Origin of the sequence: Lysinibacillus boronitolerans JCM 21713 = 10a = NBRC 103108 (assembly GCF_000772935.1) — a bacterium.
GTDB classification, from domain to species: domain Bacteria; phylum Bacillota; class Bacilli; order Bacillales_A; family Planococcaceae; genus Lysinibacillus; species Lysinibacillus boronitolerans.
Genome location: NZ_JPVR01000079.1, coordinates 84,582 through 100,522, shown reverse-complemented (window position 1 = coordinate 100,522; position 15,941 = coordinate 84,582). Strand labels below are relative to the sequence as shown.

At 37.1% G+C, this 15,941-nt stretch carries 14 protein-coding genes; 11 read left to right on the top strand and 3 right to left on the bottom strand.

What is annotated here, in order from left to right:
• Positions 1–8: 8 nt before the first annotated feature.
• The 10 genes from CD31_RS17370 to CD31_RS17325 all read left to right on the top strand — a co-directional run bounded on the left by CD31_RS17370 (position 9) and on the right by CD31_RS17325 (position 10,906).
• The gene (locus CD31_RS17370) at positions 9–1,304 is read left to right on the top strand and encodes an arsenic transporter (protein ID WP_036079474.1); all 1,296 of its coding nucleotides are present in this window, start codon (positions 9–11) and stop codon (positions 1,302–1,304) included.
• A gap of 74 nt (positions 1,305–1,378) precedes the next feature.
• Positions 1,379–3,127, top strand: coding sequence for a methyl-accepting chemotaxis protein (locus CD31_RS17365; RefSeq protein ID WP_036079472.1), 1,749 nt, complete (start codon positions 1,379–1,381; stop codon positions 3,125–3,127).
• A 225-nt stretch (positions 3,128–3,352) separates the two neighbouring features.
• Positions 3,353–5,095, top strand: a complete 1,743-nt coding sequence (locus CD31_RS17360; RefSeq protein WP_036079470.1) for a methyl-accepting chemotaxis protein — start codon at positions 3,353–3,355, stop codon at positions 5,093–5,095.
• 77 nt (positions 5,096–5,172) lie between these two features.
• Positions 5,173–5,748, top strand: coding sequence for a YdcF family protein (locus CD31_RS17355; protein WP_036079468.1), 576 nt, complete (start codon positions 5,173–5,175; stop codon positions 5,746–5,748).
• Between the two features lie 132 nt (positions 5,749–5,880).
• Positions 5,881–7,578, top strand: coding sequence for a M3 family oligoendopeptidase (locus tag CD31_RS17350; RefSeq protein ID WP_036079466.1), 1,698 nt, complete (start codon positions 5,881–5,883; stop codon positions 7,576–7,578).
• Positions 7,579–7,734: 156 nt separating this feature from the next.
• The gene (locus CD31_RS17345) at positions 7,735–8,832 is read left to right on the top strand and encodes an AI-2E family transporter (protein ID WP_176408490.1); all 1,098 of its coding nucleotides are present in this window, start codon (positions 7,735–7,737) and stop codon (positions 8,830–8,832) included.
• An 11-nt stretch (positions 8,833–8,843) separates the two neighbouring features.
• Positions 8,844–9,467: an NUDIX hydrolase gene (locus CD31_RS17340; RefSeq protein WP_036079462.1), complete on the top strand. Its 624-nt coding sequence runs from the start codon at positions 8,844–8,846 to the stop codon at positions 9,465–9,467.
• 134 nt (positions 9,468–9,601) lie between these two features.
• Positions 9,602–10,066 carry a hypothetical protein gene (locus CD31_RS17335; RefSeq protein WP_036079460.1) on the top strand — a complete coding sequence of 155 codons (465 nt, stop codon included), beginning with the start codon at positions 9,602–9,604 and terminating at the stop codon, positions 10,064–10,066.
• A 22-nt stretch (positions 10,067–10,088) separates the two neighbouring features.
• Positions 10,089–10,280, top strand: a complete 192-nt coding sequence (locus CD31_RS17330) for a hypothetical protein (protein ID WP_004231917.1) — start codon at positions 10,089–10,091, stop codon at positions 10,278–10,280.
• Positions 10,281–10,297: 17 nt separating this feature from the next.
• Positions 10,298–10,906 (top strand): alpha/beta hydrolase, encoded by a 609-nt coding sequence (locus CD31_RS17325; RefSeq protein WP_036079458.1) that lies wholly within the window; start codon positions 10,298–10,300, stop codon positions 10,904–10,906.
• Positions 10,907–10,952: 46 nt separating this feature from the next.
• Here the strand turns inward: CD31_RS17325 and CD31_RS17320 are convergent, their stop codons facing one another.
• The 3 genes from CD31_RS17320 to CD31_RS17310 form a co-directional block, all read right to left on the bottom strand.
• Positions 10,953–13,064, bottom strand: a complete 2,112-nt coding sequence (locus tag CD31_RS17320) for an MMPL family transporter (protein ID WP_036079456.1) — start codon at positions 13,062–13,064, stop codon at positions 10,953–10,955.
• Positions 13,065–13,169: 105 nt separating this feature from the next.
• Entirely contained in the window at positions 13,170–14,186 is a 1,017-nt protein-coding gene (locus CD31_RS17315; protein ID WP_036079454.1) for an inorganic phosphate transporter, read from the bottom strand.
• 21 nt (positions 14,187–14,207) lie between these two features.
• On the bottom strand, positions 14,208–14,828 hold the full coding sequence (locus CD31_RS17310; protein ID WP_004231927.1) for a DUF47 domain-containing protein: 621 nt from the start codon (positions 14,826–14,828) through the stop codon (positions 14,208–14,210).
• A gap of 425 nt (positions 14,829–15,253) precedes the next feature.
• Here CD31_RS17310 and CD31_RS17305 point away from each other — a divergent pair, with 425 nt between their 5' ends.
• Positions 15,254–15,940: an ABC transporter ATP-binding protein gene (locus CD31_RS17305; protein ID WP_004231931.1), complete on the top strand. Its 687-nt coding sequence runs from the start codon at positions 15,254–15,256 to the stop codon at positions 15,938–15,940.
• The last annotated feature ends 1 nt before the right edge of the window (position 15,941 follow it).

Here is a 15,941-nt window from a genome sequence, read left to right as displayed (position 1 = left end):
GGAAAATGATGCAGACTGCTTTTGGCATTATTTTATTTTTAGTTACATTATTTTTTGTCATAGTGCAACCACGAAAACTATCAATAGGCTGGTCGGCCTGTATAGGAGCAGCTATTGCACTATTAATAGGTGTAGTAACCTGGCATGATGTATTAGAGGTAACGGGGATTGTTTGGAATGCAACACTATCATTTATTGGCATTATTTTAATTTCACTCATCTTAGATGAAATTGGCTTTTTTGAATGGGCAGCTCTCCATATGGCACGACTCGCAAAGGGAAGTGGAATTCGCTTATTTGTTTATATTAGTTGCCTTGGAGCTGTTGTCTCAGCTTTGTTTGCTAATGATGGGGGTGCTTTAATATTAACGCCGATCGTTTTAGCGATGGTGAGAAAACTGAACTTGACTGAAAAAATGATCTTTCCATTTATTATTGCAAGTGGTTTTATAGCAGACACAACCTCCTTACCTTTTGTTATTAACAATTTAACGAATATTGTCTCAGCTGACTTTTTTGACATAGGGTTTATAGATTATGCAGTTCATATGATCGTACCGAACTTCTTTTCGTTAGTGGCAAGTATAGCAGTACTTTACATTGTTTTTCGCCGTTCCATTCCACAGCATTATTCTCTTGAGGCAGTTGAGCAACCAAAGCACGCAATCAGGGATCCCAAATTATTTACGATCGCTTGGTATGTGATTGCAATCCTATTAGTGGGATTCGTAGCTGGTGAGGTTTTACACATCCCTGTATCCTTTATTTTATGTGGGGTCGCTGCTTTATTCTTATGGCTTGCACAGCGTAGCTCTATTGTAGATACAAAGAGGGTTGTAAAAGGAGCTCCATGGAACATTGTGTTCTTCTCAATTGGTATGTATGTGGTTGTCTATGGGTTAAAAAATGTAGGGATGACAGGACTGTTAGCAAATTTATTCGAGCTAGCTATACAGCAGGGCTTCGTAGTAGCAACGATGACGATGGGATTTGTGGCTGCCATTTTGTCTGCTGTCATGAACAACTTACCTACTGTTATGATTGATGCTTTGGCAATTTCAGAAACAAGCGCATCGGGCATGATGAAGGAGGGACTGATTTACGCAAATATAATTGGTACGAATTTAGGTCCAAAAATGACACCAATTGGCTCACTGGCAACATTGCTATGGCTTCATATATTAGCCCAGAAAGGCATTAAAATTAGCTGGGGACAATATTTTAAAATCGGTGTTATTCTTACTATTCCGACACTGTTCGCCACTTTAATTGCATTAATTATTTGGATATGGTTAATATCATAGATTTATTGTCGAAATAGTTGAAAAAATAGTACAATATGAACTATTAGTATATCAGTATATTAAAGGAGGAAAGTATGCGAGCGACAGGCAAATTAAGCAATAAAATAGTGTTAATGTCATTGGTAATGTTAGTGGCTTTGTTATCCTTTTTCGTTATAACAACAATTTACACAGCAAAATCATCTGTTAATAAAACCATGGGAACACAGGCAGTTGCAGTTGCTGAGAATATTGCAAAACATTTAAATGCAGATGAATATGAGCAGCTCTCAAGGGAACCAAAAGAATCTGAGTTATATTGGCGACTTCGGGAAGAGCTCAACGAGTTACGTGAAATAAATGGTGTTCTTTATGCCTATACCTTCGCAGTACCACAGGAAGATAAAAAGGTACGTTTTTTAGTGGACGGTATGCCAGCAGATGATCAAGAAAATGCTGGAGCTATAGGGGATGAGTCCTCTTCCACATACTACAAGGATATTGAGAAGGTAAAGAATACTGGAAGTTACTACTCTGATATTTTACATAGTGATTTTGGAGATTATTTGTCAGGTACTGTTCCATTAAAGGATGAGGCAGGTAATATCGTTGCCTTTGTAGGGGTCGATATAGAAGCAACAGAGGTAAGCAATGTTACGAATGCAGTATTAACGGCTATTTTACCTGCATTAATTGTTGTCATATTAGCTTTAACAGGTATTGTGATGTTTATCTTATATCGTTATATTAATGGAGCATTAAAACCTTTAGCGCATCTCGGTGTTGCAGCACAAAGTTTTGCTCTAGGAGATATTGCTAAGGCAACGATAGAAGTGGAGAAAATTCAGTTAAAAGGAGCAAATGAAATTACAATATTTGCACAATCCTTCAGAGAATCACTACAAAAATTAAAAGAAACTTTCCATACGATTCAACAACGCACATTTGCTTTACAAAATGTTGTTCAAAAAATTGATGAGACTTCTCAACATGTGGAAGAATCAAACGCTCAAATTGCAGATCGAATTATCGAAATTGCTGCTGGTAGTGAGCAACAACAGCAAAATAATCAAGAAGTTGTATTAACTATGAATGAGATGTCAATTGGTATTCAACGACTGGCTGATACAACTTCAGAGATTGCAGAGTCATCATCAGCCATGACAGGACTTGTGGAAACAAGTGTTAATCATTCTCAAGAAGTTGTATCCCAAATTCAAAACGTAGAATCTTCTGTTTTACGTACGGCTAATCATGTCGAGGAAATGGGTGATAAGTTCCAATCAATTGAAGAGATGGTGAAAATCATTACAAGTATAGCGGATCAAACCAACTTACTGGCTTTAAATGCTGCAATTGAAGCAGCAAGAGCAGGAGAGGCTGGTAAAGGTTTTGCAGTCGTGGCAGATGAAGTTCGTAAACTTGCAGAGATGTCTAAAGCATCTGCTGACGAAATACACATGCATTTAGAAAGCTTTAAGAAAATTACTGATCGAGCATTACAGGAGATGGCTAGCAGTACAATAGATGTACAGGCAGGCAATAAATCAGTGCAACACATAGGCGTAAGTCTAGAGAAAATATTGCATTCTGTCCTTGAGGTGAATAATAAAATTCAAGATGACTCTGCTGTAATTGAAGAAATGTCAGCAGGCTCTGAGGAAGTATTAGCTACTACCGAGCAGATGAATGCTATTGCGAAGCATAGTGTGCGAGGAACAAAGGAAGTAGCAACTGCCTCGGATTTACAAGTAACGATGGTTTCTGAATTAAATGAAGTTGTAACCATATTAGATCAAACAACGAAAGAGGTTATAGAAACGATTAATACATTTAAATTATGATAAGCACAAAACTATTTCTCTATAAGTGTACGTCTTGTGGAGAAATAGTTTTTATAAATTTTTGGCCATTAAAATATATCAAGAGGTTAGCATGAAAGTATTAAAACGAACCATATTAAGGGAAATTAGAAAATAATTTGTGCTTTACCCATTGTGAAAACTTCCAAACCATAACATAATATAAAGTAATATATTGTTGAACGAAGAAAATAGGGGGGCTAAAGTATGAAGTTTTTACGTTCAATACAGGGGAAATTGATTATTATATCATTGGCACTACTAATTATCCCAAGTTTAATAATAGGTATAGTTAGTTATGGTAAGGCTAAGAATGGGATGGAGGATATAGGAGAGCAGGTACTTTACAATAGTGTTGAATCTGCTTTGCAATTAATCGAGCTCGCAAACGAAAGTGTTGAGAAAGGTAACATTCCATTAGAGGTTGCACAGGAACGAGTACGAGAAGCATTTCTTGGTCCGAAAGATAGCGAAGGTAAACGGCCGATTAATTATCCTGGTGATTTAGGGGAATATGGCTATATTTATGTGCTGGATGATAAGGGAACATTAACAACACATCCAACACGAGAAGGAGATAATCTTTGGAATGACCAAGATAGCAGTGGCAATTACTTTATTCGAGAAGTAACTGAAAAGGCACTTGATGGTGGTGGCTTTACACAATATGAATTTGAACTACCAGGTCAGAATGTCTTAGCGGATAAAATTATTTATTCTGAGAAAGATCCACATTGGGGATGGATTATTGCATCAGGTACATATATGCAGGATTTTAATGCAGAGGCAAATTCTTTATTGCTAGTAATTGGTTTGACATTAGTAGGTGCCATCATTATTGGGACAATCGTTGTCATTCTTGTATCAAGACATCTTGCATTACCAGTTCAAAAATTATCTAAACGTGTGCGTGAAGTAGCAAAAGGGAATTTAACGGTTGAAATTGAGCATTTACAGCGCTCGGATGAAATAGGACAGTTAAATGATGGCTTTAATGAAATGGTACATCAACTTAAAACACTTATTTCAGATGTGGAGGAAGCGATTGTAGAAATACAATCAACTTCAGCGAACTTAACTGCAGTAGCTGAGGAGACAAATGCCTATGGTGATGAAATCGTCAAAGCAATCAATGAAGTATCCAAGGGTGCAGTCAAGCAAGCATCTGATGCAGAGGATACAAACAGAACGGCTATCGAGTTTGCGCAGCAAATTGAAGGATTGCATGATAAAAATGAATTAATGTTAGATGCCTCACAGCATATGAAAAAATCAAATGAAGAAGGCCTAGTTAATCTAGAAAGCTTAAAGGATAAGTCGCAGGAGTCTTCAAATCTCGTTCAGAATATTCAGTCTGTATTTGGTAGCTTAATTGTTAAGGTACGTGAAATTGAAGGCATCGTGGGGACGATTACGGAGATTTCAGATCAAACAAATTTACTTGCACTTAACGCCTCTATTGAAGCAGCAAGAGCGGGTGAACATGGTAAAGGATTCGCAGTTGTCGCGGAAGAGGTACGTAAACTTGCTGATCAAACCTCTGTAGCAACTGAGCTAGTACGCACGACGCTAAAAGGCATTGAAAGTGAAACAAACTTAGTCAATGATGAAATGCAGAAAACCCATATCATTGTAAGTCAACAAAATGATTCTGTCATGGTTACAGAATCATCCTTTAAAGAAATTAAATTAGCTGTTGAAAAAATCATAGCCATTATAGGCGATACGACGGATAGTGTAGAATATTTAAATAGCTCTAAGAATAATATTATGCAATCGATTGAAAGTATTGCGATGATTAGTGAAAAGAATGCTGCTGCGTCTGAAGAGGTAACAGCATCTGTAGATGAGCAACAACGCGCAATACAACTCGTTAGCGAATCATCCAATGATTTAACCGATGAAATATCTGCTTTACAGGAGTCTATTAAACGATTTATATTGAGATAATATCTTTCAGGATGCTTGATTAACAAGCATCCTTTTCTTTTTACCATCGTTAATAAAAGGTAAAGGAGGAATGATTTGTGAGAAGATGGTTGGTGACAGTTGGTGTTATTTTAATCGGTATTGGAATCGTTCTTTATATTTGGCTGGGAAGAGAACTTGATCAGGGTATAGAACCAAATGCCAATGGTTCAGCTGATTATATGATTATATTGGGAGCAAAAGTAAGGCCAGGTGGTGTACCATCGCTTTCATTAAAAAGTAGATTAGAGGTGGCTGTTCCATACTTAACAAAATACCCACATGTTAAGGTCATTGTGTCAGGTGGACAAGGGCCAGATGAAGACCGTACAGAGGCATCTGTAATGCAAGACTATTTGGAACAGCATGGCATCGATGCCACGAGAATTATCATAGAAGATCAATCTACGTCTACTTATGAAAATTTAGTATTCTCTAAAGAATTATTACCAGAAGAGACAAAGAAAATTACCATCGTTTCAAATGACTTTCATTTGAAACGTGCAAAATATCTTGCTGAAACGTTAGATTTTGAAGTAGATGTCCTATCAGCAAAAACACCAAAATCAGTAGAAGCAAAATTAAGAATAAGAGAAAGAGCTGCCTTATTAAAAACATATATTGTGGGCTATTAAAACAATAACGCCTTTACATTTCTTTCTCACAAAAAATCATCACAACAGAAAAGAGATAATTGTTTCTTAATAGATTCCATTTGGCATATAATAGAAATATTACGGGGTATAGGACAGAAAGAGGGGACTTTAATGACAACGTTTAAAGATTATCAATACAGCCGCCCAAATGTGGCATCGATGAAAGAGCAGCAATTAGCACTTATTGAGCAATTTAAACAAGCACAATCGATGGACGAGCAAAGTAATATCATAGAAAAGCACAATGCAATTAGTAATGACTTTGCGACAATGGCTAATTTAGTGTATATTCGTGCTTCAATCGATACGAACGATGAATTTTATCAAGCAGAACGTGATTATTTCGATGAAGTAGGTCCTGAGCTAGAAGAAGTAACGACGGAATATTATAAAGCTTTAATTGATTCACCATTTCGTGAGCAATTAGAAGAAAAATGGGGTCAACAATTATTTGATTTAGCAACTTATCAAATTAAAGGCTTCTCACCAGAAGTTATTGATTTGATGCAAAAAGAAAACAGACTTGTTTCTGAGTACAATAAGCTTGTTGCTTCTGCACAAATCGACTTTAACGGGGAAACATTAACGCTTGCTCAACTTGGTCCGTTTGCAGAGTCAACGGATCGAGAAACACGTAAGGCCGCAACGGATGCTCGTTTTGGCTTCTTTGCAAAGCATGAAGATGAATTCGATCGTTTATATGACGAACTTGTCAAGGTACGCCATGAAATTGCGATTAAACTGGGCTATAACAACTATGTTGAACTAGGCTATATTCGTATGAATCGTATTGATTACAATGCTGATATGGTTAAAAAATTCCGTGATCAGGTTCGTGATTTAATTGTGCCTGTTGCAACGAAGCTATATGAGCGTCAGGCAAAGCGAATTGGCATTGAAGATTTTAAATTTTATGATGAAGCACTTAACTTCTTATCAGGTAATGCTACGCCAAAAGGGAATCCTGAGTGGATTGTAGCAAACGGTAAAAAAATGTATGAGGAGCTTTCACCTGAAACAGGAGAATTCTTCAATTTCATGATTGATCATGACTTAATGGATCTTGTAGCGAAGAAAGGGAAAGAAAGTGGCGGTTATTGTACGTTTATTGAAAACTATCATTCTCCTTTCATTTTCTCAAACTTTAATGGTACTTCAGGTGACATCGATGTATTAACACATGAAGCTGGACATGCTTTCCAAGTTTATTCAAGCCGTAACATAGGCATTCCTGAGTATTTATGGCCAACCTACGAATCTTGTGAAATTCACTCGATGAGTATGGAATTCTTCACATGGCCTTGGATGGAGCTGTTCTTTGAAGGTGATACAGAGAAATATAAATTTACACATTTAAGTAGTGGTCTTTTATTCTTACCATATGGTGTGGCAGTAGATGAGTTTCAGCATGTTATTTATGAAAATCCTACAATGACACCTGCTGAACGTAAAGCTGCATGGAAAAAAATTGAGGAAACATATTTACCACATCGCGACTATGATCATAACAGCTACCTAGAGGCTGGGGGCATTTGGCAACGTCAGGCCCACATCTATGCAAGTCCGTTCTATTACATTGATTATACGTTAGCGCAAATTTGTGCCTTCCAATTCTGGAAACGTTCACGTGAAGAATTTGAAGCGGCTTGGAAAGACTATATTCATCTTTGTAGTTTAGGTGGCTCGATGTCCTTTACAAAGCTTGTAAAAGAGGCAGGTTTAATCTCACCATTTGAGGATGGCTGTGTTGAATCGGTTATAGGAGAAATTGAGACATTCTTAAATTCAATAGATGATTCTTCTCTATAATTGATGACTTAAATTCGTTTCACTTCCACGATAACTAGTGTGGAAGTGAGCGAATTTTTTAGTTTGTCAGAGGGGTTCTGTAAAAAAATACTAGGATACTTGCGAAATGGTTAATATATCAGTAGTATTTTCAGTAACTGCATTTAAAGGAAGTGAATGAAAGTGACGAGGAAAGTTTGGTTTCAAGTAGGAGTAGGGGTACTACTTACACTACTAATCATTAAATATTTTATAGAAATTCATTGGATTTTTTCACCACTTGTCATCATCTTAAAAGCCATTTTTGTGCCTTTACTACTTGGTGGTGTTCTCTATTATGTAACTGAGCCAATTCAGAGGTTTTTAGAAAAACGTAGATTTCCTCGATGGGGAAGTATATTGACGATTGTGTTCGGACTAATAGCAATGGTAGGTATTTTTGGCTGGATAATTGGTAACCCAATTGCCGAGCAGGTCAATAAATTAGTGAAGAATGCCCCTATGATTAGTACGAGTATTAGTACGAGCATTCAGCAACTAACAGACTATGTAACGCAAAATAAGGATAACTTCCCTCAGCAATTAAATGATGTTATCGAAAAAATGGCGAATTCAGTACAAGATATTGCAGTAGTGGCGAGTAGAGGTTTTGTGTCCTTTTTACAATCCATTGTATCTGTGTCGTTATTAGCCATCTTAATTCCATTCTTCTTTATTTTTATGCTGAAGGATCATGAGAAGTTTGCTCCATCCATCTATAAATACTTCAGTGGTGAACGTCAGCAATGGGTAAAGAAAACGTTAAGTGAAATTGATGATGTATTACGTACCTACATTCAGGGCCAACTGCAAATTAGCTTTTTATTAGCACTAATAATGTATGTAGGCTATTTAATTATCGGATTAGACTATTCGCTATTACTAGTGATTTTTGCATTCTTTATGAATATGATTCCATTTATTGGGCCTTGGATTGCCTTTGCGCCAGCCCTGATTGTGGCAGTTATTCAAGATCCAATTTTAGTGGTGTGGGTTTCGGTTGTGACGCTGGTCGCTCAGCAAATAGACAGCAACTTTATTACACCGAATGTCATGGGGAAATCACTTGATATCCATCCCCTTACCGTTATTACAATTATTTTAGCGGCAGGTAATATAGCAGGTTTTATTGGCATTATTATCGCTGTACCATTTTATGCAGTCTTAAAGGTTATCGTATCCAATATTTATGATCAACGTAATGCGATTAAGAAAAAAGCGACGAAGTCAGTATAGGAGTCGAAACAATGGAACAAGAAATTGTAAAGGTATTTAATGAACAGCATGAGCAAATTGGGACAGCTACGAGAGCGGAAGTACATGAAAAAGGGCTTTGGCATGAGACTTTTCATTGCTGGCTTGTCAATGAAGACTATATTTATTTTCAAGTACGTAGTTCACAGAAAAAGGATTATCCAGGGTTGCTCGATATTACAGCAGCAGGGCATCTTTTAGCGATTGAGACTGTAGAGTCAGGTATTCGAGAAGTAAAAGAAGAATTGGGACTCAATATTGATGTCCATGAGGTAGTCAAAATGGGCATGACCTCTTGTAGTATCGTTTCTGAAAATATGATCGACAATGAATTTTGCCATGTCTACATATATCCTTTCAAGCATGATTGGGATTCCTTTGCTTTGCAGTATGAGGAAGTATCAGGTGTAGTAAGAGCGAGGCTAAATGAGGCGGAGGCTTTCTTCTTGGGGGAAACGACGACGCTTAATATTGAAGGGTATGAATATTTCCCAGATGGTCAACGTGTGAGAATTGTCAGACCAGTTGGTACTGCACAATTTGTTCCTTATCGGGAATTGTATGTTGCACAGGTGATAAAATTCACACGTGAAAAAATATTTAATCAAACCTCATAAGTTTAAATAGGATAAGCTATAAAATTAGCTTGTCCTATTTTCTTGTGCAAAAATGATTTAGAAACGACACGATATAATAGGAAAAAATGAGTTATACTGTTAGATAGATTGTAAAGAAAAGGAGCATTTTTTATATGCTAACATTTGAACAAAAACAAGCGATTATTGAATCGTTTTCTGAGCTAACAAAAAAAGAAATTTCTTTAAAGCGCCTAAATTATCATTACATGGACAGTCTTTACGAAAAGACGATTGTAGTGGAGAAATTACATCCAAATGGCAATGGCTTTGTCTTTGTGGGAGATTTATTGCGCTATGAGAATGAGGCTAACGATAAAGGATTAGTTAATATCCGCGATTATGATGAACTACAGCTTCGTGAAATTATTGAAGACGCTATCCAATATTTATCTGAAGAAGTAGAAGAGCAGGAGCCAATTGTAGAGATTTGGAATAGCCGAGATGGTAGTCAGTTGCAGCTAGCTTTTGAGCAGCGTTCTTGGAACGTGTATCATGGAGACAATCTTGAAGAGGCATTTGGTACGTATGAGGCAGCAAAGGAATATTTACTAGAAGAAGGCTTTCGTACAAAGAAATAAGAAATACGGGGGATCATGATAGATGAACGGAAAGAAATTAGTGGGAATTGTTATTGTTGTTGTGATTGCGGCATGTTTATTTTCAGTTTATACCATTACTAATTTTTATAAAAATCACGAAGAACAGCCAAATCGTGAAAATCGTGAAATTAATAAGTCAAAGAGCTTGAATTTAATTTTGCCACAGGCTACAATTATCTCGAATTCAAGATAATTGAGAGGTGACTGTCAGTGCAACATATTTATTATAAAGGTACAGACGAAACGAAGCCGACATTATTATTACTACATGGTACAGGTGGTAATGAGGAAAGTCTTATTGGGCTGGCAAAAGAAATAGATGAAACAGCTAATATTTTAAGTGTTCGCGGGAATGTACTTGAGCATGGAATGCCACGATTTTTCCGCCGATTAGCGGAGGGTGTCTTTGATATGGAAGATTTAATCTTTCGTACAAAGGAACTTTATGAATTTTTACAGACGTCAGCACAGCAATATGGCTTTGATCGCCAACGAATTGTAGCAATAGGGTATTCGAATGGTGCTAATATTGCAGCAAGCTTATTATTCCACTACGATGATGCGTTAGCAGGAGCTATTTTACATCATCCAATGGTACCAAGACGTGGTATTGAATTACCGCAGCTCTCTCCAACACCTGTGTTTATCGGTGCGGGTACGAATGATCCGATGTGTACAGCACAGGAATCTGAGGATTTAGAAACCCTTTTAAGTACTGCAGGTGCAACGGTAACGACGAAATGGTTTAATTTTGGTCATCAACTAACAATGCCTGAAGTTCAAGCAGCAAAAGAATGGTATAACAGCATCTATGCTTAATTGAAAAATCCACCTCACTTATAAAAGGAGGTGGATTTTCATTATGTTATTTACTTTTCTTTGAGAAAGGAAGCCACCAGTTCCAGTCGCCAAATAGCTTCATGAGACTAGGCACAAGCATAAGACGAATAATCGTTGCATCAATTGCAACAGCAATGGCGATACCAACGCCAATTTGCTTCACAGGCATCACATCAGTAAAAGCAAACGCACCTGTAATAACAATCATAATAAGCGCTGCCGATGTAATTATTCGGCTAGTAGAGGTTAAGCCATCAATTGTTGCACGCGTATTGTCGGAGCCCTTTAAATATTCCTCTTGGATACGAGAAATTAAAAAGACTTCGTAATCCATACTTAAGCCAAATACAAGACAAAAAACAATAACTGGAATGATCAGTACAATGGAGCCTGCTTCAATACCAAAATGTCCATATTGGAAAATATAAACGAGTATACCGAATGCGGATGAAAGCCCAATAATGTTCATGATTATTGCCTTTAACGGAATTAAGATAGAACGGAATGCCAACATTAAAATAAAGAATGTGGAAACGATAATAATCGCTATAGCCAAAACAATTTTATTAGCAATTTCATCAAAAATTTCTTGGTTGAATTTAGCTGGTCCTCCAAGTCTAAAATCTACGCCTAAGTCTTTGTCCATCCATGTTCGGGCAAATTTTTGAGCTGTAGAGGAAGAACCCGCTGCATCAATTGTGATTGGGACAAATAGCTGTGTATCCTTTGAAAAAGTACTTATAACAGGCTTTAATTGTTCTGCAACCTGCGGAATAGCTAAAGAAGCAGAGAGCTCCTCTGGTGTTTGAATGTTAGCAGCTGTATATATAGTTGAAACATTAGTCACTAATGGGTCCTGTAATAGCTTTTCTTGAATCGTATAAATTAGCTCTCTACCCTCAGTGTCCTCCCAGCCATTTTTTCGTTCAGCTAACAAATATAATGTAGAGGATTCACCTAATCCAAAGGTTTCATCTAATTTATCGTATGCTACACGTGCATCATATTTTGTTGGTAGGGAGTCCACCTGTGGTATGGTTAATCGGATATCCTTTAAAGGGATCATGCCAATGCCTAGTAACAATAATGCTGAAATTACTATAGCTATTGGATGTTTCATGACAAAACCTGCAAAGCCGCGCCAACGATTTGCTCCACCTGGTTTAACGCGTATTAAGCGCCATTTATTAAGTTTATCTCCTAATAGCATCATGGTGGCAGGAAGGAATGTTAAGCCAGAAAGAACGGCTAACAGGACGACTATAGTGCCTCCTAGCGCAATATTGTGAAAAATTTCTACATCAATGACAATCATCGCACCTAAGCCAATCATGACACAGACTGCGGAGAAAATGATAGAACGGCCTGCTGTCTGAATAGCAGTTTGAATAGCTTGTGCAATAGAAGTATGTGCGCGTTCTTCTCGGTAACGATTAATAAACAGCAACGCAAAATCAATACTTAAAGCCAGCCCAAGCATCGGGACAATATTTAAGACGAAAATAGATAGATTTACATTAGCACTAAGTAACGTCATCATACCAAAGGCCGTAACCACTGTCACAATACCAATGATGATTGGTAGAATAGAGGCAACAACTGTACCGAACGCTAATAAGAGAACCACGATGGCAATTGGCAATCCAATGGCTTCAGCTGATGCTAAATCCTTTTGACTAGCAGTATTTATGTCAGCAGAAATAACAGGACCTCCAGTAATACTAACACCGTCTTTTTCAATTAATGAGCGGAATTCCTCAACAATGTCCGGAAGGTTTTCTACATCGTTCTTTATGTGAACCATAGCATAGGCAATACCATCTTTCCGTAAAGAGGAGTCTTCTAAAGGTGATTGAATAGAATGAATCTCTTTTTTGCTATCTAATTTTTTTAAAGTGTCTTCAATTTTCTGATCATCAGCTGGATCAAAGACAACCAATATCGTATTAGATGGTAAATCAAATTTTTCTGCTAGCTCGTTGGTAACATAGGTATGATCTGCTTCGACAAAAAAACCATCACCTTGAAGTTTACCTGGAAGCTGTAAAGCAAAGTACGCCATTGCTAGAAAAATAATTAGCCATATGACTACGATTGCTTTCGCATGTGCTGTAATATAAGCTGAAAAAGTTTTCATAGTTGTTTATACATCCCCCTTTTCAATTAGTGTAAAGGATGTGTCACATTTTGTCGTGTGACAAAGTAAAGACTCCCATCCACTTTTTGGACAGGAGTCTTATTATTAAAAGAATAATGATAATACAAAATATATAACAGATGCCATAACAGCTGAAATTGGCATCGTAATCACCCAAGTAGTAACAATCTTTCGAGCCATGCCCCAGTTCACCCCACGTACACGCTGTGCTGAACCAACACCCATAATGGATGAAGAAATGACATGTGTTGTTGATACCGGTAAGTGGATTAGCGTAGCACCAAAAATAACAGTAGCAGAAGCTAAATCTGCAGCAACACCATTCACAGGGCGGATTTTCATGATCTTACCGCCAACCGTTTTAATGATTTTATAACCACCAATTGAGGTACCTAGCCCCATTGCTGTAGCTGCAGCAGCACGTACCCAGAAAGGAATTTCATCTCCAGTATGCAAGCCACCAGCGATTAACGCCATTGTCATAATCCCCATTGCTTTTTGGGCATCATTTGTACCATGGGTGAATGATTGGATGGCAGCAGTAAAAATTTGCATTGTACGGAAACCTTTATTCGTTCGATATAAATTTAAATTTTTAAACCATAATTTAAAAAGTGTCATCATGATAAAGCCTGCACAAATAGCAAGTAAGGGTGAAAGCACTAACGCCATGATGATTTTAGTAAAGCCGCTATAGTTTAACACATTGAAACCAGCGGATGCGATAGCAGCACCAGCGATAGACCCAATCAATGTGTGTGAAGAGCTTGAGGGAATACCGAAATACCATGTCAACAAATTCCAAATTATAGCTGAAATTAATGCTGCTAAAATAACGACTGAGCCTGTTGTGTCTCCTTCAAAAGCATTTAAAGCAAAAGGATCTACAATATCTTTTGTTAGAGCTTTTGCCACTCCTACAAAGGTGATAGCACCGATAAAGTTCATCGTTGCGGCCATAATGATTGCCGTGCGTGGCGGCAATGCTCTAGTAGAAACCGAAGTTGCAATAGCATTTGCTGTATCATGGAAGCCATTGATAAAGTCAAATGTTAGGGCAAAGATGACGACCAGTACGGTTAATATAATGATTGTGTTCATTGTAAAGTGCCCATCTCCTAATTATGCGTTACGCATGATAATTGTTTCCATAGTATTTGCTACGTTTTGACAATGATCAGCGATATCTTCAAGTTGTTCATAAATATCCTTAAATTTAATGAGGCGGATTGGATCCTTTTCATTTAAAAATAACTTCTTAATAGAAGTACGTTGTACCTCATCACATTCACGTTCATAGTCTTTAATAAGAATTGCGTGTGGACGCATGCCAATTAGATTCTTTTTCTTTAACTCTTCTGTCGCTTTGACTATTTCATCAGCACTTTTCGAAATAAACCCTAAGAAAATGCGCATAGATTCATCAATCTCAGTGAGCGAAAACATTTCAAAGTGTGCAATACAGTGTTCTGTTCCATCTAAAACATCATCCATACGAATGGCAAGCTCTAAAATATCCTCACGTTCAATTGGTGTCATGAATGATTTATTTAACATGACAATCAATTCATGAATAAGCTTATCACCAGCAGTTTCGTAATTTTTCATTGTAATGCTAATCTCTTTTAGGTCAGCCACACTGTTAATACGAAAATCATTTGCGTAATGTACAGCCTCTCTCATATTTTCAGCAATTTTATGCAATGCAATAAAGAAAGGGTCTTGTTTTTTTGAGTTAAGCATGTGAATCGAATCCTCCTGGATATAAATAAATTAATCGACCTCTAAACTTTACTATCATAACAAAATCTTTAATTTATCTACATAAAAATTTACTATTCGACACGAAAATTTACATTGCTGTAATATACAATTCGTTCACAAAATGTGAGATGATCCTGCTGTATTTATTTTTATGAGTACAGATAAAACCTTGTGATAACGGGAAATTCTTCTATCGTGATGACTTATTAGTACAGATTAAGACACGAAAAATGATAGAAGATAATATGAATAGCGCATCCGAATTGTAAAGGTATTGTAAATTCGTTTGATAACCAGAAGAGTACCTTCTTATTCTTAAGAATATCTTCATTTTTATCCTCCCTCTTTATTAAGAATTGTTTTCTACAATGGAAAATGAAGAAGAAAGGAGCGTTTATTAACTAATGATTCAGGTTGAAAACTTACAACATACATTTTTAATTGGAAAACGAGGGAAGGAAAAGCAAGTGCCTGTATTGAAAGGCGTGAACTTCGAGGTCAATAAAGGGGAAATTGTTGCTATTGTAGGCAAAAGTGGCTCAGGAAAATCGACCTTATTACAAGTTCTAGCTGGTTTTATGAAGGCTGAACAGGGCTCTATTAAAGTAAATGGAAAGGAAACAGCCCATCTAACTGAAACAGAAAGTGCTGCCTTTCGTTTACGTCAATTCGGTTTTATTTTTCAAAACTTTCAATTGATGCCTGGTTTAACGGCTTTCGAAAATATTGAATTACCTTTAAAGCTACAGGGTTTGCGTAAGGCTATGCGCAAAGAAAAAGTAAAGAAATTAATGGATAAGGTTGGTTTGACAGAAGTAGCAGACCATTATCCCAATGAATTGTCAGGTGGACAGCAACAGCGTGTCAGCATTGCACGAGCCCTTATTACGAATCCTCCCATATTACTTGCAGATGAGCCAACAGGGAGTCTCGATTCAGAAACCGAGCAGGATATCTTATTGCTTATTCAAAGTTTAAATCGTGAATTAGGGCTTACTTTTGTCATTATCACACACGATGAAGAAGTGGCTACTATCGCACATAGACGCTTCCGCATGTACGATGGAGAACTGGTAAAGGAGGAAGCTTAAC

Coding starts and splice junctions, on each gene's coding strand:
- CD31_RS17370 (WP_036079474.1), top strand. CDS start 9: ATGCAGACTGCTTTTGGCATTATTTTATTTTTAGTTACATTATTTTTT.
- CD31_RS17365 (WP_036079472.1), top strand. CDS start 1,379: ATGCGAGCGACAGGCAAATTAAGCAATAAAATAGTGTTAATGTCATTG.
- CD31_RS17360 (WP_036079470.1), top strand. CDS start 3,353: ATGAAGTTTTTACGTTCAATACAGGGGAAATTGATTATTATATCATTG.
- CD31_RS17350 (WP_036079466.1), top strand. CDS start 5,881: ATGACAACGTTTAAAGATTATCAATACAGCCGCCCAAATGTGGCATCG.
- CD31_RS17345 (WP_176408490.1), top strand. CDS start 7,735: ATGAAAGTGACGAGGAAAGTTTGGTTTCAAGTAGGAGTAGGGGTACTA.
- CD31_RS17340 (WP_036079462.1), top strand. CDS start 8,844: ATGGAACAAGAAATTGTAAAGGTATTTAATGAACAGCATGAGCAAATT.
- CD31_RS17335 (WP_036079460.1), top strand. CDS start 9,602: ATGCTAACATTTGAACAAAAACAAGCGATTATTGAATCGTTTTCTGAG.
- CD31_RS17330 (WP_004231917.1), top strand. CDS start 10,089: ATGAACGGAAAGAAATTAGTGGGAATTGTTATTGTTGTTGTGATTGCG.
- CD31_RS17320 (WP_036079456.1), bottom strand. CDS start 13,064: ATGAAAACTTTTTCAGCTTATATTACAGCACATGCGAAAGCAATCGTA.
- CD31_RS17315 (WP_036079454.1), bottom strand. CDS start 14,186: ATGAACACAATCATTATATTAACCGTACTGGTCGTCATCTTTGCCCTA.
- CD31_RS17310 (WP_004231927.1), bottom strand. CDS start 14,828: ATGCTTAACTCAAAAAAACAAGACCCTTTCTTTATTGCATTGCATAAA.
- CD31_RS17305 (WP_004231931.1), top strand. CDS start 15,254: ATGATTCAGGTTGAAAACTTACAACATACATTTTTAATTGGAAAACGA.